Origin of the sequence: Agrobacterium sp. GD03872 (assembly GCF_029840625.1) — a bacterium.
Lineage (GTDB): Bacteria > Pseudomonadota > Alphaproteobacteria > Rhizobiales > Rhizobiaceae > Agrobacterium > Agrobacterium fabrum_A.
Map to the genome: position 1 here is coordinate 223833 of NZ_JAOCCY010000002.1, position 15827 is coordinate 239659.

The 15827-nt window shown below is 55.4% G+C and carries 15 protein-coding genes and 1 tRNA gene; 7 read left to right on the forward strand and 9 right to left on the reverse strand.

Going from position 1 to position 15827, the window contains the following annotated elements:
- From N5D22_RS05010 to N5D22_RS05025, 4 genes are all read right to left on the reverse strand, one after another.
- Window positions 1–1584 carry a type II and III secretion system protein family protein gene (locus N5D22_RS05010; protein ID WP_279654673.1) on the reverse strand — a complete coding sequence of 528 codons (1584 nt, stop codon included), beginning with the start codon at window positions 1582–1584 and terminating at the stop codon, window positions 1–3.
- Complete coding sequence (cpaB, locus tag N5D22_RS05015) at window positions 1581–2387, reverse strand: Flp pilus assembly protein CpaB (RefSeq protein ID WP_279654674.1); 807 nt, start codon at window positions 2385–2387, stop codon at window positions 1581–1583. The genes N5D22_RS05010 and cpaB overlap by 4 nt, the downstream gene beginning before the upstream one ends.
- 117 nt (window positions 2388–2504) lie before the next feature.
- Window positions 2505–3017: a prepilin peptidase gene (locus N5D22_RS05020; RefSeq protein WP_279654675.1), complete on the reverse strand. Its 513-nt coding sequence runs from the start codon at window positions 3015–3017 to the stop codon at window positions 2505–2507.
- 78 nt (window positions 3018–3095) lie between these two features.
- Window positions 3096–3281, reverse strand: coding sequence for a Flp family type IVb pilin (locus N5D22_RS05025; protein ID WP_279654676.1), 186 nt, complete (start codon window positions 3279–3281; stop codon window positions 3096–3098).
- A 442-nt stretch (window positions 3282–3723) separates the two neighbouring features.
- Here N5D22_RS05025 and N5D22_RS05030 point away from each other — a divergent pair, with 442 nt between their 5' ends.
- Complete coding sequence (locus N5D22_RS05030) at window positions 3724–4107, forward strand: pilus assembly protein N-terminal domain-containing protein (protein ID WP_279654677.1); 384 nt, start codon at window positions 3724–3726, stop codon at window positions 4105–4107.
- Between the two features lie 345 nt (window positions 4108–4452).
- Here the strand turns inward: N5D22_RS05030 and N5D22_RS05035 are convergent, their stop codons facing one another.
- On the reverse strand, window positions 4453–6213 hold the full coding sequence (locus tag N5D22_RS05035) for an RNA-directed DNA polymerase (RefSeq protein WP_269830588.1): 1761 nt from the start codon (window positions 6211–6213) through the stop codon (window positions 4453–4455).
- 65 nt (window positions 6214–6278) lie between these two features.
- Window positions 6279–7577, reverse strand: coding sequence for a hypothetical protein (locus N5D22_RS05040; RefSeq protein ID WP_279654679.1), 1299 nt, complete (start codon window positions 7575–7577; stop codon window positions 6279–6281).
- 291 nt (window positions 7578–7868) lie between these two features.
- On the opposite strand from N5D22_RS05040, the gene N5D22_RS05045 reads away from it, so the two are divergent.
- Together N5D22_RS05045 and N5D22_RS05050 are read left to right on the forward strand one after the other, a co-directional pair.
- Window positions 7869–8450, forward strand: coding sequence for a recombinase family protein (locus N5D22_RS05045; protein WP_269830586.1), 582 nt, complete (start codon window positions 7869–7871; stop codon window positions 8448–8450).
- A gap of 1230 nt (window positions 8451–9680) precedes the next feature.
- The gene (locus N5D22_RS05050) at window positions 9681–10481 is read left to right on the forward strand and encodes a ParB/RepB/Spo0J family partition protein (RefSeq protein WP_269830585.1); all 801 of its coding nucleotides are present in this window, start codon (window positions 9681–9683) and stop codon (window positions 10479–10481) included.
- 39 nt (window positions 10482–10520) lie between these two features.
- Here N5D22_RS05050 and N5D22_RS05055 read toward each other — a convergent pair whose 3' ends face one another.
- The 3 genes from N5D22_RS05055 to N5D22_RS05065 all read right to left on the reverse strand — a co-directional run bounded on the left by N5D22_RS05055 (window position 10521) and on the right by N5D22_RS05065 (window position 12827).
- On the reverse strand, window positions 10521–12215 hold the full coding sequence (locus N5D22_RS05055) for a DUF6538 domain-containing protein (RefSeq protein WP_347881375.1): 1695 nt from the start codon (window positions 12213–12215) through the stop codon (window positions 10521–10523).
- Window positions 12216–12315: 100 nt separating this feature from the next.
- A tRNA-Leu gene (locus tag N5D22_RS05060) sits at window positions 12316–12402 on the reverse strand.
- A 119-nt stretch (window positions 12403–12521) separates the two neighbouring features.
- Complete coding sequence (locus N5D22_RS05065) at window positions 12522–12827, reverse strand: SelT/SelW/SelH family protein (RefSeq protein WP_279654681.1); 306 nt, start codon at window positions 12825–12827, stop codon at window positions 12522–12524.
- 146 nt (window positions 12828–12973) lie between these two features.
- On the opposite strand from N5D22_RS05065, the gene N5D22_RS05070 reads away from it, so the two are divergent.
- The 4 genes from N5D22_RS05070 to N5D22_RS05085 all read left to right on the forward strand — a co-directional run bounded on the left by N5D22_RS05070 (window position 12974) and on the right by N5D22_RS05085 (window position 15825).
- Complete coding sequence (locus N5D22_RS05070) at window positions 12974–13423, forward strand: DoxX family protein (protein ID WP_279654682.1); 450 nt, start codon at window positions 12974–12976, stop codon at window positions 13421–13423.
- 138 nt (window positions 13424–13561) lie between these two features.
- Window positions 13562–14260 carry a type 1 glutamine amidotransferase gene (locus tag N5D22_RS05075; RefSeq protein WP_279654683.1) on the forward strand — a complete coding sequence of 233 codons (699 nt, stop codon included), beginning with the start codon at window positions 13562–13564 and terminating at the stop codon, window positions 14258–14260.
- Window positions 14261–14348: 88 nt separating this feature from the next.
- A complete protein-coding gene (locus N5D22_RS05080; protein WP_279654684.1) occupies window positions 14349–14537 on the forward strand; it encodes a YegP family protein in 189 nt (62 codons plus the stop codon).
- 178 nt (window positions 14538–14715) lie between these two features.
- A complete protein-coding gene (locus N5D22_RS05085) occupies window positions 14716–15825 on the forward strand; it encodes a GH25 family lysozyme (RefSeq protein ID WP_279654685.1) in 1110 nt (369 codons plus the stop codon).
- Window positions 15826–15827 lie beyond the last annotated feature (2 nt).

The window sequence follows — 15827 nt, forward strand, 5'->3', positions numbered from 1 at the left end:
TCATTTGTAGATGAACCCCACTGATCCCTGATAGGGAGCGGCCTGAACCTGATCCTTGCGGCCATAGACCTTGTTGACGCGGTTCATGAAATACATAGCGGCATCGTTTTCCGGATTGAAATTGTCATCCGGCCGGGCAATCTGGTTGCGTGCAACAGGCCGTACCAGATAGGGCGTCGCGATGATGACCAGTTCCGTTTCGTTGCGCAGGAAATCCTTGCTGCGGAAAAGCGTACCGAAGATCGGAATTTTCGAAATCCCCGGCAGTCCGGACATGGCCTGCCGGACATTATCCTGGACAAGACCCGCAATCACGATCGATCCGCCGGAAGGAAGCTCGACCGTTGTAGAGGTTTCGCGCTTGCGTATCGACATGTAGGTAGAGCCCGGAATGCCCCGCCCGTAGTTTCCGGTGACGACATTGCCTTCATAGGTGGGTTCGGACACGTTGGTCTCGATCTTGAGGCTTATTCTGCCAGGTGAAAGCACCACCGGCTTGAAGTTCAAGGTAATGCCGTAGTCGACCGTTTCCATCTCGCGTTTGACGACGGTGGAATTCGTGTCCTTGTCGAGCGAAACATCCTGTTCTGCGGCAATACGGAAGTCTCCCCCCACATAAAATTTTGCCTGCTCCCCGGAAATTGCCGTCAGGCTTGGTTCCGCCAATGTGCGCATGACGCCGGCCTGCTCCATGGCGTTGAGATAGGAGGCGAATCTGAGGGAGCCTGAACCTATCGCACCGCTGGCGATCCGGGACGCGCTGTCGATGGCGCTACCGAGGTTCGTCGGATTTGCGAATTCGAAACCGTTGCCGCTTGTCGAACTGCTGATGGAACCGTTGAAGCCAAGCTGCTTCAGGACCTGCCTGCTGACTTCGGCGACGGTGACTTTCAGCGTTACCTGATCTTCACCCTCGATCGTCAGCATGTTGACGATCTGCGATACCTGCCGGCGCTCGGCAAAAATCGCCGCATCGCCGCCATTGTCGCCGCCTGTCAGGGATATGTTGCGGGTGGTGGCCTCACCGCCTTTTAGAAAGGCGTCGGCAAGTTGAACGGCGCGTGCGGAATCCTGCGGTGTGCGCACCGATCCTGTAAGAACGATGTTGTCCGAAACGATTTCCACCTTGATATCCGACTCGGGAATGAAACGGCGGATATTGGCCTCAAGCCCGGAGATGTCGCGCTCGACCTCCAGATCGATGCTGACGATTTCCCGGCCATTTTCACCAAAAATGAAGATGTTGGTCTGTCCCACCGTTTTACCGAAGAGATAGATACGTCTGGACGTGCGTGTCACGGCATCCGCAAGGCTCGGATCGGCAACAAGAATGTCGTGGGCGTCTTCCGGCAGGTCGATGACCAGCGCCTTGTTCAAACCCAGGTTCAGGCGCTTGCGGGTGCCTGAACCGCTTTCCGTGATCCGCACGATGCTCGCGCTTTGCGCCTCCGCTTCGCTGACGCGCAGAAACGTGGGGGAATGCTGGCCTGGAACGCCTGAAAAGGCCAGGCAGAATGCAAGCCCACCCGCCATCGATGAACGCAGACGTTGTTTCAGGCGTTTTGTCATGAATTCCCCGGTCATTGTGATACTCCTTGACCGCTTTTCACGATCGAGCCGGACTCGATCACCTGAATTTCCGGCTGTCCGGAACCTCCATTGAGAAGATAGCCGGCCGAAAGCGTGTCGTTTTCCTGCGCATCGGCGACCGAGCGCAGAGCGAGCGTGAGGCGATCCGCCATCTGCTGCGCCACCGTTATGATCTTGGCCTGTTCAGGGGTCAGCTCCAGTGTAGCGGTTGCGCCGACCACCGCCGCCGTGCCGTCCTCGCCTTCCTTGATCTGCTGGTCGATTGCCAGAACACGAACATTGTTCAAGACATTTTCGGTCAGAAAGTTACCGTTGTCGCCCTTGCGGACCATGATCACATCGACCCGGTCATTCGGCAGCACGAAACCGCCCGCGCCGGTCGAGACGGAAATCTCGGTGGCGACAGCGCGCTTTCCGGCTGGCAAAAGGGAGGACATGATGCGGGTGCTGGAATCGACCACTTTTTCCGGCCGGATCGGTTCACCTTCGAACAGAGGCAGGCGCACGACCGCACCCGTCAGTTCCGTGATGGCGTCAGGCCTTTTCGCTTCCGTTATGAAACTGTCGATCACATTGCCCTGTGGCCAGGGTGTCCAGCGCACGGAACTGTCGTTCAGGCGGCTGCCGACGGGCAGATTGACCGAAGAGACGAGAACGTTGACCGTCGGCTCCTTCTGGATGATTGTTTCCGCTTTTTCGATGACCTGCTTCGCACCGGAAATCTGCATGGCGACAAGACCGGCAAGACCGGCGGCCACCAGGGCAACGGATAGAATGACGATACGCGACGGTTTCATGCTCGATCCTTGAGGGAATCAGATTTTTCTCCCGTCAGGATGGCGCGCGATTGGTATAATTATGGTTAATATTATGCTTGGATTTGTAGTTAACCGGTGCTTAACGCCAGGGGTTACTTAAGAAAGGCTCGCGATGGCGGCTTTCACCAGCGGTGCTTCCCCATAGGTCAGAAGACCAGCTATCGCTATGCCGATACCGTAAGGGATTTTTTTGGCCACCAGCAGGGAATCGGGTACCGGAATTCCGGCGGCCATGATTTCTCGGGAGCGCGTTCGCAAAAGAAGGATTCCGACGGTCAAAACGCCGCCGATGAAGGTCACCGCGAGTAGAAACTCGATGACGGAGATGTTAAAGCCATACCACACCGCTGCGGCGGTCAAGAGCTTCGCATCCCCCCCGCCCATGACATTGGCGGCGAAGAGCGCAAAACAGGCGGCAAAGACTGCGGCGCCAGCTGCGAAACTAAGGGCGAAAGTTTGCCAGTCCATGCCCGAAACGGGCGCGACTATCATAAAGGAAAATAACAGGATGAGCGGTATCCTGTTGGGAATCGTCATCGTGAAGAGATCATTCAGCGCGGCGAAGCTGAGGCACAACGGAAGTATAAGGAATATCGCCGCAACTGTCATGGTCTCATACCTGCGATTAGAAACTATGTTGCCCCGCAATGACGGGGCAACACGATCAAGTCCATTTTAACGTGAAAATTACGGCGTCGTATTCGACTTCACGTTCATGTAGCTGCCCAGGTTCGTGAACTGGGTGCTGAGCTTTGTGCCCAGAGTGGTGGCGCCGCCGATGATGGCGACAGAAATGAGGGCAGCGATCAGGCCGTATTCAATTGCCGTAGCGCCGGATTCGTCCTTGAGGAAACGAGCGAAAATCTTGGTCATAGGTCTCTCCTAAATCTTGTTTGGTTCAGCACGCCGACAACTGTTCTCCGTTGTTCGGTTGCGTTCAAACTACAGCCGGGCGCTTTCCAAGCACTTAAAAAAAACGATTAATTCAAAGTAAACGGCAGGATGAGTTTCTCTTGGTAAATAAAACAGAAAAGTATCGCCTTCATTTTTATATTTGCTGATAAACAAATATATTGCGGTGCCCCCGGTTTCTCTTTTTGGGGCAAGTGTTTTTTTAAGTGACGCAGCTGTTCAATTTTGAAGCGGGGTGAAGGGGCGGAAAAATATCATCTTGTTACGCATGGTTACCATCCGCGTCATGGATTCCCGCCATTTAACGCTTCATTCACTAAAACCGCGCATTCTGTGGCGCAATAAAGTGTGCGGATAGTGAGCAAGGGCCAAACGCGTGTCATCCGGAAAACTGGCGAAAATCATGGTCGGCTTGTCCGTCTTTCTATCGGGTTCCCTGCAGCCCGGTTTTGCTCAGGAAGACATATTGCGCGTTTCGATGAATCACGCCCGCGTCCTTCGCCTTGATCGTCCCGTGAGTAAGGTCATTATTGGCAACTCCAAGGTCGCCGATGCCACGGTTGCCGATGCCACCACGATTGTTCTGACCGGCCGCAGTTTCGGCACGACCAACCTTGTGCTCCTCGATGCCGACGGCAATCCGATCGTGGATGAACGCATTCTCGTCTCCATCGATGAGGGCAATACGGTTCGCGTTTTCCGCCAGACAGAGCGCACCGTGCTCTCCTGTACGCCGAATTGCGAACAGCATTCGCAAAACAGCGGCGACAAGGACGCTCAGCCGTAACAGGGCAGAGTCGCGTCAGAATCCTCAATCCATAACGATAGGCCTTTGGTGGGGAAGTTGAGTTCCCTTCCGCGAGCGCTTGCAACTTTTTTTGAGTAGGGAAAGCGAAAAAAGCAACATGCTTCCCGGCGTTTGCCGGTCGGCCTGTATGTTGCTATTTTTCGGCTAAGTCATTGATCTGGCTAAGATCAAAAATGGAATGGTGCCCAGAAGAGGATTGGGAGGTTTTTCCTCAATGCTCTCATAACTTATTGATTTTAAAAGGGTGCGCTATTCGACCGCTGTATGTTGTGTGACCCAGTTTGTATCCCAGCCATACCTATTAGGCAACCAAGAAAACCGACTTCAAAACCTATATTCGTCATCTTCTGCCCGGAATGGTGAAGCTCTGGCAGCGAGCTTAAAAAGCATAGCCTCGGCTAGCTGATTAGACATTTTGCGCTTAGCTACGCGCTTGCGACGGATGGACGCTACCGTCTTCACGCTTTTAGCGTCATCGTAAAAAATGACACCCCGGCTGATAAGGGGGACAAAGAATGGATCGGCAAGAAGGCTATTGGTGTCGTGCAGCCAGCCTCTCCTGAAAGCTTCGTAGCCTAAGAGCCAAGTCCAATCATGCCGGATGGTATCCGCGGTAATGGACGCTTCCCATGTCCCGGTGGGCAACCCAGAGGAAAATACTCCTTTTGCTTTCATGTCCAAGAGAATGAGCGGCAGGGTCGCGCCCTGATAGGTCTCGGAAAGCTCTGATAGCCTCTTTGAAACGAAGTTGATGCGCAGCCCACGCAATGTGTGCAAAAGCCAAATTGCTTCGAAGCCGTTCCCAAGCTCAAAGTGCAGCTCCGCTAAGGCCACGAACCGATCCCGTATCCGATCTTTTGAAAGCGTTTTTTTGCTATGGTCTAGGTTGATGAGAGCCGTGCAGATGCGATCCATATGGCCGGGGGCGATTGATGCGGCAAGGATGTAGAAGCTCTCAAGCATGGGCACATCGGCGTCTGTCGGTCTAAGCGCCTCAAGCGATGAAACCGCGAACGAGACAACAGGTGCTGATTTGAATTGAGCCTGAAGATGGACAACGCGATCCAAGAAGCCTTTCAGATTAGTGCCGGTAAGGCGGCCACGTGTCGACTGGAGATGCAGCGAAAGTTCGGAGGCCCAGGTTTCTTTTTCTTGATTGAGTATCCGGTCTACTGACGTTTTTGCGCCGTTAATTTCTAGTCCGTAAGCCCTATACGCGATCGATAGCCGCGAGAGAGCTTGCTCCGCCATCTCCAGACTTTGCGCGCCTATAAACCAGTCGTCTTGTAACCGATCAACTTCCGATGGCTTGATGAATTTATTGCGTCTCCGGCGTACACTTGGGCCGACAGAGCCACCCATTAGCTCGTGAAAGTCCTCATCAATCCTCGCTGAGATAATATCTGCCACGATCCGAGAGGTGTCAGGCCCAACGGGGATGCCGATGGTTTGGTTCATATTGCTCTTGCGTAGAAGCAGGTCGATCCGATCAGCGAGCGATCCCATATGGCGCTTTGTATAAAGTAGCTTCTTAGTATGGGATTTCCCATATGCTGCCCACGCAACCGAGTGCGTATATATGGATGGGTAAAAACGGGTGATGTCAGTTTTCAGTATCCAATCTGCACCGGAGAGGATGAAGTCTTTTTTGATGCCGTGAAGCAAAAAATCGATGTCCGAAATCGCGCGGTCGTCTTTAACGGTTGGCACCGTCTTATCCATGGAGTACCGCTTCCGGCCAATCCAAGTAGCTATTTCCGGCCAGTTGCGAGCCATCTCGTCCGCTAAAAGAGCCTGAGGAATTGGGTGCGTAATATGCAGCCCTCTCCGCTCAAAGCCCCGTTTGGGCTTGGTGATGATTTCGCTTTCTGTGTCCTCCAACTGATAGCTGTAGTTCCCTCGCGCCTTCACTTTCTTTTTGATCGAGACGGCCTCTTTTTTATAAATCCCAGAGACCATCCAATCGCTGAGGATGGCGGAAATATTATCGCCAAAGGTCTGGGTTGTGAAAGTCGGAGGCAACTCTCGGGGGAAGTACCCTTTTGAAGTGAGCGCTGCTAAGAATTGAGAATGGTTATAGGTCATTGAAATCAGACACTTCCGCGCAGAGAGCTTAAGCTCAACATGCACCTCAGAGTTTAAAGTTGAGTTTACTCCGCAGCTTCTTCGGGCAATTTAGCCATGATACGGTCTATGTCATCCTCTGCTTTCTTCAATTTCTCATGGTCGAGGCACCCCCATGCGATTTGGAACGGAGCCATGATGAACTGAAACCCGTCCTGACGCTGTTCGGTTGGGCCAAGAGCCTTCACCTTGTGCTTCTTTTTCTTCTTCCTAATGATCGCAGCATTGTACGAATAGGTTTGTCCCGCCGCTTCGGCTGCGTGCATCGTTAATGCCTCTCCTCGGTTCTGGGCGTCCACCGCGTAGCCCGACGGAGGCACGTCTTTCCCTCTTGCCGTCCAAGCTTCACCGATCACTATTATCCCATCCGCATCTATGACCTTCGCGAGTTCGGCCAGATCGCGCATGAGGACGTATCGCGATGCCCTGTCAGGGTGATCGATCCCGATGACCCTCCAGAGACGAAGCTTCGAAACCATGATGGCGAACGAGTGATGATAACCATCACGAAGCATCAAGATGCGGGCTTGCGCAAAGACGACATCGCAAAGTTCCTTGAAATTTCCAACGGACGAAAGCTTCTCCCAGTTGGCATCTCGACCGTATCGCTTTCGAAGTGCCCGCGTATCGACCTCTTGTTCCTTGTAGTGAAAGCGAAACCCGGCTTCGGAACCATCTTTAATGGAAATATAGATGGCACGATCCATGATCAGCGGTCGCATTGAAAGCGGAACTCGATCGGCCAGCATCCGGGGTAGCTCGACCCCCAATCGGTGGTGAAGATCAGTCAGTAAGTCCACGAACTCCAGATAAACGTGCGTCAGTGCTTCGAGGACTTCGGTTTCAGGAAGCTGCTTGTCAATCCAACGGCGCTCGATCACCAACGTGCCATGTTCGCGCACTTGAGGGATGTTGCGAAATTTGGATGGCACTTTTAAAAGCATCGCGATTGGCGATGAGAACAGGTCTTGAGAAAGCCATTCCGTCTCCGGTCCGCCCATATAGCTCGCTACGATCCGGCTCTTAACCTGGCTCAAAGTTTCAAGATCGCCACGTTTTTCGATCGCATTCCGAGCGTCCCTCGCCCAAGCCATAATGGGATCTTGAGACCATTTCTCTTGGTATGTTGCGTACCACTTCTCGAAGTCTGGAAAGCTCGCTTTGTTAGACTGCAAGATGAAGGTAACGGTTCGGCTCGTGGTGATGCACCCTTGCAGCGCAATGAGGAAGCGATCTGGCTTGAAGTAGTCGGAGTTAGCCTCTTCCCAATATCTCTTCATATGATCGAGCCGGTTGATCACATTAGTAAGTGCTTCCGTGGACATCGCGATTGCTTCACCCCCCCAATTCTATTGAGTGCATTGTTAGCAATGCTGCGTAAAATGACCAGAAAATTTGAGGCCCCAAAGTAGACCCTTGCGGAGCCATGCTTTCCCCCTCCGGGGCGCGCCCCCTATTGCCCCGACGGCAACAGTTCGGCTTTGGCCTGACCCTTTATGTACTCAGTACGGCACCGTATGGCGTCTCAAAAAGTATACGATAAGAGAATGTCTCTTGACGTGTCTCAATTCATGTCCCATTAGTCGCGGATTGAAACGTCTTAGAGGATTTGAGACATGACCATCGTGGCCTATATTCGCGTCTCCTCCATCGGGCAAAGTCTAGAGGTTCAGCGAGACAAGATGCTCGGACTTGGTGTCCAGCCAGATCATATCTTTGAAGAGAAGCGGTCGGGCATCGACAGCAACCGTCCTGCTCTCAAGGAGGCGCTCCGCTTTGCCCGCAAGGGTGACACGTTTGCAATCACGAAGATTGACCGCTTGGCCCGGTCCGCAACCGACCTGCTCTCCATCGTGCAAGACCTCCAGCAAAAGGGCGTTGACCTCAGAGTGCTTGATCAGAACATAGATACCTCGACCCCGGCAGGACGAGCCATGCTTCAGATGCTCGCGGTTTTCGCTGAGTTCGAAACTGCGATCCGGGCGGAGCGCCAGATGGACGGCATCGCCAAGGCAAAGGAAAAAGGGACGAAGTTCGGTAGGAAGGCTCAAGCCACCCCTGACGTTGTTGCTGACATCCGCCGCATGAGGACCGAAGGGCTGATGATACGCGAGATCATGGAGAAAGTCGGACTAAGTAAGGCCAGCGTTTATCGGGCGCTAGGTCGCGATGGCGAGATGGCGGAGGCGGGGGAATGATCGAGACCGCTTTCTACGTTATCCATTGGCTTGTTATCGGAGGAATGACATTGGCAGGTATCGTCGGGATTTGGAAAATGTTCGACTGAGCCACCAAGCCCGTTTTCCCTTTGCGCTCTTGTCCCTCCCTATCTGTTTTACGTTCCCATTCCTTCCCATCATTGTCACCCTTTCCAACTCAAGACGGGATTGAGGCGGCCGCCGGTTATGACGTTCACGCCGCTCTTATCCCGACCATCTCTCAGATGGCGAGTGCGGTACGATTTAGCCTGAGTGCCCGCATGGGGCCGCTAATGTGCAAGTCAGGCACTGCCCTCGGATTGGAGGAATGGGAAGCGGGGCAGACTGATGGATTACCCCGCTCCTTTAGAAAGCCACGAGGCAATACCCCGTCCACTAAGAACATCAGCCGATCCGATCGATTACCCCCTTGTTAAGGAGACAACCTCCATCATCCTTACGAATACCCCTCCATTAAGGACATCGATCCGTCAGTGATGGTGGGACGGACGCTGTGAACAATTGCTCCGCCCGTTAGAATCCCGAACCATCCGACACAGTGGATCAGCTTCAGCGGTATTAGGTCGTCCACTAGGATTATACAGTCCCTCGGCCCTCATAGCAGTGTCAGAGACGAGCCTTTGCGGCTGCGATACCGCCCATCTCAAACCAATCAACCCTACGCGGCCTTCCGGAGAACTTTCGGAGGGCCGTTCTCATTTCATCAAAAGGAAATCCCATGAGAGCAGAAAGACAGACCAAAATAGCCGCCGACAGAACTGCGACCGGCAATGACAGAAGGCCCGTTCCGTTCATTGACGAGTTCGGGAATAGATGCTTCCGAGTGCCTCTGGATCGCAGAGGGCGGAACTACGCTGTGATCGAACAAGCAACCTATCGCCGGATCGTGCGAGACGTAGGGACAGGATCTTGGTATTTGAACAGCAATGGACAAGGTAGTTCCTACGTCCGGTGCAACAGCCTTGTTTCCGCTAAGGGTGACCCGACAGTCGTCCAAATAGCTAGACTGGCGACTGGCGCGGGGCGTGGCACCGTCATTCGGTACGCAAACGGAAACTCGCTCGACCTTAGAGCGTCCAACCTCACAAGGCGGCGGGGGAGCGCCAAGCGTCGCGACATCCAGATCGCTAAGCTTGCCGAAATTGAGGTGGCACGATGACGAGTACGGCGGGGAGACCCGCCAGCCGTCGAGAGAGTGCGGTTGTAGCTTTGGGCGACATCACCAGATCGGACGACTTCAAGTTTCGGTTCGGTAAGCTGGATCGCCACCACAAGGCTGATTTGGCGGGCCATCTGAGGAGAACCGGAAAACCTCTCGATCCGGTGCTGCTGTGGCGAGACATGACGGCTGACGAGGTAGATGTCGTGCCACTCATCCTTCTGGACGGAGAGCACCGCATTGCCGCCTACAAGGCTGTAGGAGATCAAGGGCGCGTTCCGGCGATCATTCTTCATTGCGACCGGCGAACGGCGCTGCTGGCCGCTCTAGGCGGTAATGCCAAGTACGTCCTTTCCTTGTCCCAGATGGAGCGAACGGACGCCGCATGGAGACTGGTACGGGAACCGGTCGAGCCGTCTTATACCCGCAAGGAAATTGTCGGAATGGCCAGCGTGTCAGCCCGTACAGTCAACTATATGCGCAGCCGATGGGCCGAAATGGTCAAGGCGGGGCAGGAGCCTACAGGGGAATGGGGACGGGACAGGTCCGACAAGACGACGGAGCGGGACGGCGACGAAATGACCGATGCCCGAAGGGAGCGAGAGATTGCGCTCCTCGTCACCGAAATCCGTGATGTTATCGACAGACGGAAGCGACCCGAGAAGGCGATCTTACGGGACGGTCAAGCGGTGGATACAGCGATCATTGAGGCGCTTGGTGACAAACGCTTCAAGGAACTGGCTGACTACTTCTTCGGAGAAGATGAGCAACGGGATGAATGGTTGGGGGACACCTTGACCGACGATGCCGATTGCTCAGACAACAACGAGGTTGAAGACGCCAACTTCTGAACCAAGGGTGCAACAAGTAGGGAGGTGCAATTGCACCCCCTATGACCCGCTCTCCGCTGATGATTTTGCAACCTTTGGCGGGATCGACAGGAGGGCCACAGCCTCCGCCTTGGTCTTCGTGTCGAAGTGGCGATAGCGACCGGCATCGCCTTGCGCAGCATGACCTTGGATGGCATCCGCTAGGCTGTCCGCAATGCCAACTTTCACAGCCGCACTTTTGAAGTAATGGCGCAGTGCGTGGTTGGGCGCTTTCCGTTCATCGGTGAAACCATTGGCTCTAATCCACGTACTCAGCCGGTTCGTGACACCCTTACTTGCGTGGCGCTTGATGGCTTTCCCAGACGACCGTCGATAGAACAACGGCCCATCGCCCTTAGACTTGGCGAACTCAAGGAAACCGGCTCCAATGACAGCCGGGTGGAGTGGCACAATACGCTCACTGCCCTCGTTCTTGAGGCTACCCCCGTCTCCGGCAGGTGCAATGACCATGACAGGAATACCGTCTTCCTCTCTGACGCGGCTCCCCCAGAGTTGCGCAACTTCACCGATCCGAGCGCCGGAGGAGGCGGCAAGCCAAGGCAACCAACGGCGCGACGGGTCCCGCTCTTTCGCGGCAAGGGTAAGGAGACGGGCGACTTCTTCGTCGGTATACGGAAGCTTCCCCGCGCCCGCTTTCCCCCGCGTGGCAACCCTTACGTTGTCGGCGGGATTGGTAGACAGAAGCCTGTTGGCGATCCCGTAATTGAAGACGGTTTTTGCCATTCCCAGATAGCTGCCGTTTATTGTCTTGGCCGCAAGACCCTTGGCAACAGCGGCGTCTTTCCACGCGACAATTTCTTCGCCGGTGATGCGGGTTATGTCATCCGCTTTGACGCCCAAATGCTTTTTCAGGTTTCGGAGATTGCTTCGCCAGGTGGAGCGGGTGCTGGCGCTTGGTTTTGTCTCGGCCTCCCATTTCTCAAACAGCTCGTCGAGCGTCGTCGCTTTGGACGGCTTTGCCAATACCGTAACTGGGGGGAACCGCGCAGCTTTTGGGTCGGGTGAATAGTCGCCCTCAGCATTGCGCTTAAGGTTCCATCCTGCGTCCTGCGATGCAGATGAAATTTGCCGAAGCAATTTCGCTCGGCTCTCAGCATCGATAGCTAAGCCGTGCTTCTGCAAAACCCAGTCCGTGAGGAAGCCAAAGCGAGCTTCAAGTGAGTTGAGAATGTCGCTGGCTTGGGCCGGTAGGGTATTTACGCCCTCGGTGAAGTCAGGGCCGAAAATGGCTTCGGCTTGAGCGTCACTTGGTAGGTCGCCGGGCGTAAGCGACGGAATATTCAAAAGGCGCCCTTCCGCAGCCGCACGATTGAAAGCTTTGAATGCTGCCCAGTTTTGAGGGGAGCCGGGGTTCTCGTGGAAGCGTTCGACGAAAAGCCTGTAAGCTTCCCCCGCTAGGGCAACGATCTGGACATGGCTGACTGTCGCTGGCCCTTGCCGCCATGATTGAAACTGACGATCCACCTGAGAGTTCGCCGCTGCGTGACGATGTTTAGCGACGTCAGGATCATAGGTTTTCAGGCTGAACTTGATGAACTGCCCGGCCAAGGCTGTGATCGCGACTGACGGCTCTCCCTTCATGCCGGGAAGCTCCACGAGGACCAATTTTCCTCTAGCAATCTCAAGAATGTCTCGGGGAACTCGGCGGCGAAATTGAGGGACGGCTGACCCATCTCGCAGCATTGGACGTGGCATTCGGATTATCACTTGTGACCCGCTCCTGTGACCCAGTGAGCGGTCGGGAAACCCCTGAAAAACCGTTAAGTTATTGATCTGGCTAAGATCAAAAATGGAATGGTGCCCAGAAGAGGACTCGAACCTCCACACCCTTGCGAGTACCAGCACCTGAAGCTGGCGCGTCTACCAATTCCGCCATCTGGGCGACGGAGAGCGATGTACGAGGGCAGCCGCCCGGTGTCAACAGGCTTTTTGAACTTTTATGACGATCATTGATTTTAAAGGGAAAAAACTTGGTTGGGCCTGTTGAAACATGTCGCCGGGTCAAGTGTCGAGCCCTTCATGCTTCGTTCTGTCGACATGACCGAGGTCTCGCTCCGGGTCGATGATGTCGCGGATTCTCTGTTTGAGTTCCTTTGGACCGGGAAAACCGCCGTCGCGCTTGCGTTCCCATATGGTTGTGCCGTCCACGGTGATTTCGAACAGACCGCCGGTGGAGGGAACAAGGCTGACTTCGCCGATATCCGAAGCGAAGGTCTGCAAGATCTCCTGCGCCATCCAGCCTGCACGAAGCAGCCAGTTGCATTGCGTGCAGTACCGGATGGTTATGCGGGGCCTTGTCTCGGTCATTCTCGCGCTCTCCCTCAGTGCCAGGTGCCAGCAATGCTCACGATAATGTCAACCATAATAGTCATGTTTTTACCGGATGCACACTTGTTCTTATCATGCGGCTTTGCGAACAGAGAAGGTATCGAAGGCTGAAACGTGGAGATCCTATGGCCCAGTTCGAGAATAGTCGTCAGCGCCTTTTCGTTCCGGCGGTCGCGCCGCTTTACAATTCGACACATGATCTGGTGGAAACGATCCTGCGTGTGGCGGCCGGGCTTCTTCTCGTCACTCATGGGTTCGGCAAGATCGTCAATCCGTTTGGCGCTGTCAGCATGGTGGAGAGCCTCGGTTTCTACCCTGGCGTCTTCTGGTCGCCGCTGCTCGCCGCCACTGAGTTTTTCGGCGGAATTCTCGTTGCTATCGGATTGCTCACGCGGCCGGCATCTTTCGCAGCGATGATTGTCCTCTTGGTCACCGTCTATTTTCACGGCATCGTCAGGGCAGAGGGTCTGGGTGGCGCGGAGAAATCGATTCTCTGGGCGACGATTTTCCTGTTCTTCGCTGTTCGCGGCGGCAACCGGCATTCGGTGGACGCCAAGCTCGCCCGCGAATTCTGAGGCGGTGTCGGGCCAGGCCGCCGGCTATTGTCGCTCTGACAATGCCGTGGCTCTTGAAAATCGACTTTTCTCGTGGTGAAGCTGGATTCGATCGGCAATTTCAGCCGATTGAATCCGTCGCCGTCGCCAAGAGGTTTCATGCGCGTTGCAATCATAGAAAACATGGCGGGCACGCCGCATGGACAGCTGGGCGTCGCCCTGGAAGAGGCCGGGGCAGAACTGCATGTCATCCGCGCCTATGCGGGGGAGCCTCTCCCTGTCGATGCGGCCGATCACGATGCGCTTGTCGTTCTGGGCGGTGAGCAGAATGCTCTCGACGATGCGCTTTATCCCTATCTCCCGGATTTGGCGCTTTTGATGAAAACCTTTGGTGACGCGGGCAAGGCGGTCATGGGGGTTTGTCTCGGCAGCCAGCTGCTGGCGCGCGCCTATGGGGGAGAGAATATACTCTCCGGCCCACCGGAATTCGGCTGGGAAGATGTGTCCCTGACGCAAGAGGGCATGGCTGATCCGCTATTGGCCGGACTGGAAAAGACCTTCCCCATTTTTCAGTGGCATTGCGATACATTCACGCTTCCGCCGGACGCCACGCGGCTTGCGACCAATGGTGCGACGCGAAACCAGGCGTTTCGTATCGGCCGGGCGGTCTACGGAACGCAGTTTCATTTTGAGGCCTCCACAACCGTTGTTGACGGCTGGTGCCGGAGATTTCCTGTTTCCGTCGAAAAAATGTCGCCGGGATGGCTGGAAAATTATGGCGAACATCGCGATGCGCATGCGCAAATGGCCGACATGGCGGGTCTGGAAATAGCCCGCGCATGGGTGCGGCTCATCTAATAGCTGCGACTACCGGGTTGCGAATCTGACGAAGGCTGCTCAAGATTGCCGGCGGTTCACGCTGATTGGCAACGGAGGCGCAAAGATCATGTACAAGTTCGAAATCTATCAGGACAAAGCCGGGGAATATCGCTTCCGCTTCAAGGCATCCAACGGCGAAACGATGTTTTCATCGGAAGGGTATCAGGCCAAGGCGTCGGCTATCCATGCGATCGAATCGATCAAGAGAAATTCCCCCGGCGCCGACACTGTCGATCTGACAACCATGACAGCCTGAGCGCCGCCCGGCGCGAGAACCCGAAGCGCTTCGCCTGTCAGAAATGACGGGCGTATCGGCAGGTGCCGGCGTAAAGATAAGATTCAGTCTTTTTTGATAATCTTCCGTTAGCATTTGTCTTTCGAGGTTTCCGGGTGGTGTCAGAGTGCCCCCCGATTTGTTTTGCGTACGGGTTCTCATGCGTTCATCGGCTGTGCCAGCACTTATTTTCGGTTGCCTTCTGCTTGGCGGCTGCACGTCCAGTTCCGGGCCGGAAAGCCTGGTGGCGGGTCTGCCCTCGAAGGAAACGACGAGTTCGGTCACCCCATCGGCGCCGGTGCCGCAGGCAAGTGTTGGCACCCAGCCCATCACCGCCCAGCCGCGGCAGGAGGTGCTGGCATGGGGCGGGCCGGTGCCTGAAGAACCCAGAGCCTTTTCCGCCGTCACACCCAGAGCTTCCCTGACGCAGAATGCGCCGGAAATCCGTTTGCCGGTTCCAGCGCAGGTGGGAATGGTGCGGCCGGCGGAGCGCCCCATGATCAGCCCGACGGAGCGTCCGGTACAATTGGCCATGGCTGCGGCCCCGGCGGCGAGCGCCGGTGCGCAGGTCCGCTCGCGCATTTTCCGCTCCGGCTTCAGCGATGCCAAGCCCATCAATTTCGGCCGGGTCCAGCCCCGTCATTTCCAGGTGCATGGGGTGGATGTATCCCGCTGGCAGGCCAATATTAACTGGCCGCAGCTGCGCACGCGCGGCGCCAATTTCGCCTTCATCAAGGCGACGGATGGCGGCGATCATCTCGATCCGATGTTCCGCACCAACTGGCAGCGATCAAAGGAGGCGGGCATTCGTCGTGGCGCCTACCACTTCTTCTATTGGTGCCGCAACGCCGGCGAACAGGCGGACTGGTTCATTCGCAATGTGCCGCGCGATCCGGACGCGCTGCCGCCTGTCATCGACGTGGAATATAACGGCGAATCGAGCTGCAAGATGCGCCTTTCGCGCGAACGTGTCCTGGAAAAAATGCGCGTCTTCATGGACAAGCTCGAGCGCCATTACGGACAGCGGCCGATCATTTATACCGCGCCCGATTTTTACAAGGACAACCTCCAGGGCGAATTCCTGGATTATCCCTTCTGGCTGCGGGCCGTCGCCCAGCACCCGTCGGTGGTTTATCCCGGCCGCAAATGGTTGTTCTGGCAATATTCCGGTTCCGGCCTGTCGCAGGGCGTCGATGGCCGCATCGATCTCAATGTCTTCAACGGCAACGAGGATGCATGGCATCGCTGGGTGGACCGCCGTTCAAGCTGATT